Annotated in this window: 6 protein-coding genes; 4 read left to right on the plus strand and 2 right to left on the minus strand. The window is 66.3% G+C overall.

What is annotated here, in order from left to right; translation table 11 throughout:
* The first annotated feature begins 383 nt into the window (after window positions 1–383).
* A complete protein-coding gene (locus tag IA22_RS34630) occupies window positions 384–563 on the plus strand; it encodes a hypothetical protein (protein WP_014140614.1) in 180 nt (59 codons plus the stop codon).
* Between the two features lie 570 nt (window positions 564–1133).
* Here IA22_RS34630 and IA22_RS0133330 read toward each other — a convergent pair.
* The gene (locus IA22_RS0133330; protein ID WP_157840977.1) at window positions 1134–2039 is read right to left on the minus strand and encodes a hypothetical protein; all 906 of its coding nucleotides are present in this window, start codon (window positions 2037–2039) and stop codon (window positions 1134–1136) included.
* 629 nt (window positions 2040–2668) lie between these two features.
* Between IA22_RS0133330 and IA22_RS0133340 the strand changes: the two genes are divergently transcribed.
* Window positions 2669–2914 (plus strand): hypothetical protein, encoded by a 246-nt coding sequence (locus IA22_RS0133340; protein ID WP_030125839.1) that lies wholly within the window; start codon window positions 2669–2671, stop codon window positions 2912–2914.
* A 615-nt stretch (window positions 2915–3529) separates the two neighbouring features.
* Window positions 3530–3703 carry a hypothetical protein gene (locus IA22_RS0133345; protein ID WP_157840978.1) on the plus strand — a complete coding sequence of 58 codons (174 nt, stop codon included), beginning with the start codon at window positions 3530–3532 and terminating at the stop codon, window positions 3701–3703.
* A gap of 182 nt (window positions 3704–3885) precedes the next feature.
* On the opposite strand, the gene IA22_RS0133350 is transcribed toward IA22_RS0133345, so the two are convergent.
* Window positions 3886–4131 carry a hypothetical protein gene (locus IA22_RS0133350; RefSeq protein WP_030125841.1) on the minus strand — a complete coding sequence of 82 codons (246 nt, stop codon included), beginning with the start codon at window positions 4129–4131 and terminating at the stop codon, window positions 3886–3888.
* A gap of 255 nt (window positions 4132–4386) precedes the next feature.
* Here IA22_RS0133350 and IA22_RS36980 point away from each other — a divergent pair, with 255 nt between their 5' ends.
* A complete protein-coding gene (locus IA22_RS36980; protein ID WP_157840979.1) occupies window positions 4387–5808 on the plus strand; it encodes an AAA family ATPase in 1422 nt (473 codons plus the stop codon).
* Window positions 5809–6315: the final 507 nt, after the last annotated feature.

Genomic DNA, 6315 nt, shown 5'->3' on the forward strand with positions numbered 1-6315 from the left:
CTAACCCCCCGGCATCCGAAAGTGCTGTCCGGCTCGCCCGACGACGTCGATGAAACTGCCGGGCTACCGGTCCGATAGCACCCGCACGGCACCCATTCAAGGAATCCGTGCCGCTCGGATTCCTTGAATGGGCCCGGCCCGGCGGCCAATGCTGGCGCCCTGAGAGCAAGGGGTTGCGCCGCTAGCCCCCGCCTCCCTCATCGTGCTGCCACCACCCCGCACCACCCGTCCGTCAACACCTCGCGAATCCACCCCCACACCCCGTCAGACCCCGCCCGACAGAGGGCCGGAACGGATTTTCGCGAACGCTTGAATGACCGACCACCGGTGCGGACTGTTGCCCCCGCGCTCAACCGGAGCGCCCCACAGAGAAGAGACATCCCGTGCCCACCTCCGACCGCCCCCTGCTCCTGCTGCTCCTGGTCCTCGTCGTCGGCCTGGTGCTCGGCGCACTGGCCTACCTCTCCTACGAACACCCGGCGCTCACCGAGCCGCTGACCCTCGTCCTGGCCGGCGCGGCCGTCCTGGTGCCCTGCATCGCCCTGACCGTCACCCGGCGGTGAGCAGGATCCCGCGGTAAGCAGGGCGCGGCCGTGGTGAGCTTCCCCGCAGGAAACCCACCACGGCAGGCCAGAGAGAACGCCACCACTCATCAGGGGAAGCCGCGCGGCCTCCCGGGCCTGCCTGGCGGACCGTCAGAAGCTCGCGCAGTCCCCGACCAGGCGACGCGGCACCTGCTATAGCCCACGAAGGGCCCCTGACGCTCCGCCAGGCGGCATTCGGAGGCCCCTGAAGCGTCAGGGGCCTTCCGGAAGCTCCAGGTTTGAAGAGGGTGCCTGGGCTTGCCCCTCAGGGCGCCACAGGGGGTCAGGCGGTCTCGACGACCCAGTGGAGCCGGCCCGGGGCGACGGGCTGCCCACTCGTAGTGGGCTCGTCTACTCGGCCTGTGCGCGCCGAGCTCGGTGATGAGCGCCGCGCCTTTCGGCAGCTGCTGATCGCTCCACCCGGTGGCGTCGAGGCGCTTTCCGTCCAGCGATCCGCCGATGAGAGCCGTGTACTCCAATCAGAGGCGTGTGGTGCGGGTCGACTGGGTCTCGGTCTACTGGGTGGAGTGCTGTTGCGAGCAGTCCTGTTCAGCTCTCCTCGATGCTCTTTGCGGTCTTCTTCCTCGTCACGCGGACGACTAGGCGCCGTTTGATCTCGGCGGTCTCGTTCAGGCGGTCCAGATGGAGGAAGTGCACGTTGCGCATGTGCAGTGCGTCTGCCTCGAAGTCCGTTTCGTTGACGGGGCGTCGCTTCGTGGTGATCAGCCCGGCCGCCGCCAGTTCCCGTAGCCCTTTGCTCCGTGTGTCCTCGCTGAGGGCGAACCGGGTGTCTGCCTCTCGCGGGCTGAACCACAGTGCTCTCTCCTGCAGGCCGCCGTTCTCGGCCAGGAGGGCGAGGAACATCGCGATGCCTGCTCCGGAGAGGACCGCGATGTGGCCACGGGTCCAGAACGTCTGCGGGATCTGCAGATACCGGTGGACGACGGCTCCCAGACCAAGGAGGCCTTCCTCCTTCTCCTTCTTCGCGGCGGCCCCCGGCGCGATCCAAGGATCGCCGTTCCCGGTTTCGGATAGCACGGTCACCAGGTTCTGTCGGCCTGTCCTGGCGAGGCTGATGAAGTTGTTCTCCTCCAGCCACGCCTGGGCGTCACTGATGCGCCTCGCGCCGGCGGTCTGGGGGTCCTTCAGGTCGAACAGGGTGGCCCAGGCCCCGTTCCTGATGGACAGCTCACGAGCCTGGTCGTCGCGCTGGACCCAGAGGTAGCTGAGATAGAGCTTGAGCCGCACCTGGCCGCCGCGGCCGCCGCCTCGAAGCATCCGGGCCAGGGGCGGAACTTCATCCCCGAGGGAGTTCCGCTCGACGAAGCTGTAGCGAACCTGCGCCCGCCGTCGCCCACTTCGCCCGGCGTTCTCGGCCATCCTCAGCGCCTGGGCGCTGGGCGCCGCCAGCGTCCGGCTCGCCGACTTGGTGGGCGGAGCTTCCGGTGCTTGCATCGGGTCACCCGCAGTCATAGTTAGTAGGAGAATTAGTTAGTTAATTAAGTACTGTAGTGCCGGGCTCTGGAGCAGAACTACCCCGGCGCTAGCGTAGGTAGTAAACCGGCCTGGAAACGTGTTCGGCCGACGCTAGGGTGGTACCCCAACTGGGTGCAGGCAAGAAGGGACTTGGCAACGGCTATCACGCCGTGCTCTACTCGACTTCAGGACGAGCCGCGAGGCCGCAGGGAGAGGTCGTGTTCCTCAACCTCTGCAGCTTCAGGGGCTCGTCCAGGAGCAGGTGGTAGACCGCGAAAGTCGTCCGCTGGAGAACGGTTTCGATCGCGGGACGCAGGGTGAGGGCAGACGAGGTCGTGTTCCTCGTTCCTCCCTGCCACATGATCCGCACGGAGGCCCGGGCAATCGCCTGGGCCTCCGTCGTACCTCGCTGATGGGCGTGCAGTCCCACCAACAACTGCTACCAGAACGGCTCCAGACAAGCCTTCACCTGTCTGGAGCCGTCGCGCTGTTCCGTACCCGCTCCGCCTTCCCGGTCCATGCCGGGGTGCGGGGCGCTGCTGTTTGCCCACCGAACCCGAGCATCGGTGGCTCCGCCCGCGCCCGTCGTCCATTTCAGGGGGAATCGCATGACCACCGTTCCGCAGAACCCGCCGCCTGCCGGCACGTCCGCTCCGGCCACTGCCCCGTGGGTGGTGGCCACTCTGTCCGTCCTCGCCGCCGTGGTGGGTGTCGCGCTGTGCGCCGGGGTCGCCGTTCTCGTATGGGTCCGCCCTGGAGCCATGGGCCCGTTGACTGCCGGCCTGAGCACGGCGGCCTTCCTCGTCGGCATGGGGGCCTTGCTCGTCGCGGTGCTTGTGGCCGCCCGCCGATAACCACGCACCCGAGGTGATTATGACTGCTGACGTGTAGACAGGACGGTTCTCGCGTCGGCCGATCCCGGATCGGGGTCTGACCTGCCCGTCGTATGGGCTGGGGTGCCCCTCCCGGACGCCAACCTAATGCACTGATTAGTGCGTTGACCTGCATTGATCCGTTTGAACTGACGCCCTGTGGTCTGTCATCGTTGGCGTCTCAGCCGTCAGATAGTTAGGGGGTGTTGCTGGTCTGCTGCAGCATGTCCGGGTCGTGGGTTGCCACTCGTAGGGGACTCGGCCCGTTCCGTATACGCCCAGCAGTGCGACAAGGACCCCCCCCAGCAGCCACTGGACGCACAAGCAGTGGCGTCGATCAGCCGCCCGTCCAACGGTTCGCCGATCAGCCAGTACCCCATGAGTCCTCGCTCGCGCTTCCGCGGCGGCCAGTTGCACCGCGGACTTGGGAGGTCGCACCGACTCCTCTGGGCCTTCCCGGTCCGAATGCCTTCTGTCACCCCGGTTTGTCGGGGACGGGAGGACTTTTTCTCTCCCGCCCGCGGACCGGGTAGGGGGACTTTTTCTTCCGAACCGCCACCGCCCTACCCACGCACGCCCTCAACCCAGGAGATGCTCATGGACTACCTCGCTGTGCTCGCCACCGTCGTACCGGTTGCGCTCATCATCGCTCTGCTCTGCGCCACAATGGTCTGCATTACCGCCATCTGCCGCGCCCACCGTGGTGACGTCGTCGCGGTCCTGGGGGCGCTCCCCGGACTCGTTGCCGCCCTGCTCCGGCGAAAGCCGTGACCGCCCCCGGCCAGGCCCCCGCCAGATCCTGTTCACACATCGGTTCGTGCAAGCGACACTTCCCTCCTCTACCTGGCTGCGCGGCTCCGGGCCGACAGCCAGGCGCCGGGTGCTGACTACGTGCACGTAGCGCCTACCGAAGCCCCCGCGTCTCCAGGACGGCGGGGGCCACGCGCTGTGGGTTATGGGTGTGGTCGGGGTGGGATCTCGCGGCGGTCGTGGTGGCGTAGGCGGCGGTGTTCGCGATGGTTGGTCCACCAGGTGAGCCGGTCGGGGGAGTCCTGCGGAAAGAGCGTCTGTACCGATGTCGCGGCGAGAACCAGGACGAGGCAGATCACGACGCCCCACCAAGGCGCGCCGGCCATGACGGTGACGAGGCCGCAGACGGCGGTGACGGATGCGGGTACGAGGTTCGAGGACCTGGCCATGGTCAGACCTCCCTTGCGGCGTGGCGGGCGGATCGCTTCTGTCGTGCGTTGTCGTTCATCGCAGGCCTCCTGGGCACCCTTCAGGGAAAGGGGTTTCGGTCAAGCCGAGGCCGGGCGGCAGCAAGCCGCTTCAACCAGGCTCTCAGCTTGGTGAGTTGGCTCTACAGTGACCGCGGTGCCTGGTGGTGTGCGACTGCGCCAGCACATTAATTTTCGGTGCCGGCCGGCACCGGTCTTCGGTGAGGGGGAGCACAGGTGGCACACGGTGAACAGGCCGGCGGGGACGAACTTCCCGCACGCCGTCTGACACAGGATGAGAAAGAACGGCTCAAGGCTGAATTCGGCGCCCGCTTACGTGTCCTGCTGGACCTGGCGGGATTGAGCACACGGAAATTCGAAGCACGCTTTCCCGCCTACCAGGCCGCAAGGATCCGAAACTACACACGGGGCTCAAATCTGCCGCCGTGGGAATTCCTCGACGACCTGCTCAACGAGGTCAGCCGCCGCATCGACGACCCCGCTGCCCCCCAACGACGCGCCGAGCTCTTCACCGCCTACCGCACCGTCCTCATCGACGTCGGCGCCGACCCCCACGGCAGCGACCAGAACTCCCTCCTCCTACGCCTCCTGGACGGCGAAGACCTCCTACGCCGGTACCGCGAGGAACTCGCACATGTCCGCGCACGGGAGAACCAGCTGCGCACGGACCTCGAGGAGCAGATCCGCCAGACCCGGACGTCACCGGGCACAGACAACCAGGACCGCAGACAACAGCTCGAAGAAGAGACCCGCGCCCTGGCCCAACGCCGCGGCGACCTCGTCCGCCACAGCGACGCCCTGGTCGCGGAACTGGACGACTGCCGCGCACGCCTGACCACGCTCGAGCGAACCGACGCATCAAACGACCTGGTGCCGGCCAACACCAGCGGTGGTACCGGACCGCACCACCCGGCTCTACCCCCTCTGCCGACATGGGCTCCCACGGCGCCCCAGCCGCCGACATGGGCCCCCACACCGCCCCGGCCACCCAAGAAAACCGGCGGCCGGCGGGCACTCCGACTGACCGGCGCAGCCCTGGCCATCGTGCTCCTGGCCGCCGGCGGCGCAGCAGCCGGCATCTGGGCAAGCAGCCTCAACGACAACAAGAACGACCAGACAGCGCCCCCCTCGTCCCAACCCGCCACACCGCCCGAGTCCCCAACACCCGAACCCACCACACCACCCCCGTCGACCTCCCCTACCGCGACTGAGACCCCGTCACAGACCCCCTCCACCCCGGCGACCCCGCAACCGGACAAGATCCGATGGACCGGAAGCGTCAGCCTCACCGCACTCAATCTCGACACCGTGCCGCCCAAGGTCCTCTCCAGCAACAGCGGGGCAAGCATCTGGGTCAGCTACACCCATGAAGAGCCCGAACAGGCCACCCTGTACGGGCAACCCGGCGGATTTTTCACCGTCGAGCCGACAATCGCTACCTGGGACGGCCAAGAAAAACCGAACCGCCAAGAATGCAGCGATCGCATTTCCACACACAGCGCAGAATCACTACCGATCGCTCCCGGTTCCCGTTTCTGCGCCACGACAGCAGAAGACCGATTCTCCTACATCGAAGTGGGAAAGATGGATAAAGGAACCCGGGCGTATCAAGGAACAGTCACCGTCTGGGAAGATTAGAAATCCGGAAACAGATATGCTTTTGATGAGGGGCTTCCACTTGCGGTTGGAGCCCCTCATGTCGCTTAGCCCTGGTCGTCAGTTTTTACAATACTTACCCAACGTCTCATGTGATGCAGAGTGGTGTGTACTGAGTCCAGTTCTTAGCTTCGGTTGAGAATGATGCACGCGGCTCATGCTCCGGCCTCGACGATTGACCTCTCTTGTCGGTGCGTAGTTTTCTGTGAGTCCAGGCGTGAGCCGTGCCGCAGGCGGTGATCCGGCGTCAGCCCTGCTTGCACTGCGGAGCCGTGCAGGCAGGGCACCGCAACACGTGACCTTCCGTCACCCCATGGGCCTGCTGCCGCCGGAGACACCGCATCACTTCCCGTGCAGGGTGCGGGAATTCCGGAGGAATTCCCCAGCCCATTCCGAAGGAATGGGCTGGAAAGCCCGGAGGGCTTTCCTTAAAGCCGTAGGCTTTATCGTCTTTGCGACCCGTAGGGTCGTGCGTCGTTCCTCCGGAGG

This window comes from Kitasatospora papulosa (assembly GCF_000717245.1).
In the GTDB taxonomy this organism is placed as follows: Bacteria; Actinomycetota; Actinomycetes; order Streptomycetales; family Streptomycetaceae; genus Streptomyces; species Streptomyces papulosus.

Bases quoted from the DNA above. Each gene is read 5' to 3' on its own strand.
- IA22_RS0133340 (WP_030125839.1), top strand. From the start codon at position 2,669: ATGACCACCGTTCCGCAGAACCCGCCGCCTGCCGGCACGTCCGCTCCG.
- IA22_RS0133345 (WP_157840978.1), top strand. From the start codon at position 3,530: ATGGACTACCTCGCTGTGCTCGCCACCGTCGTACCGGTTGCGCTCATC.
- IA22_RS0133330 (WP_157840977.1), bottom strand. From the start codon at position 2,039: ATGCAAGCACCGGAAGCTCCGCCCACCAAGTCGGCGAGCCGGACGCTG.
- IA22_RS0133350 (WP_030125841.1), bottom strand. From the start codon at position 4,131: ATGGCCAGGTCCTCGAACCTCGTACCCGCATCCGTCACCGCCGTCTGC.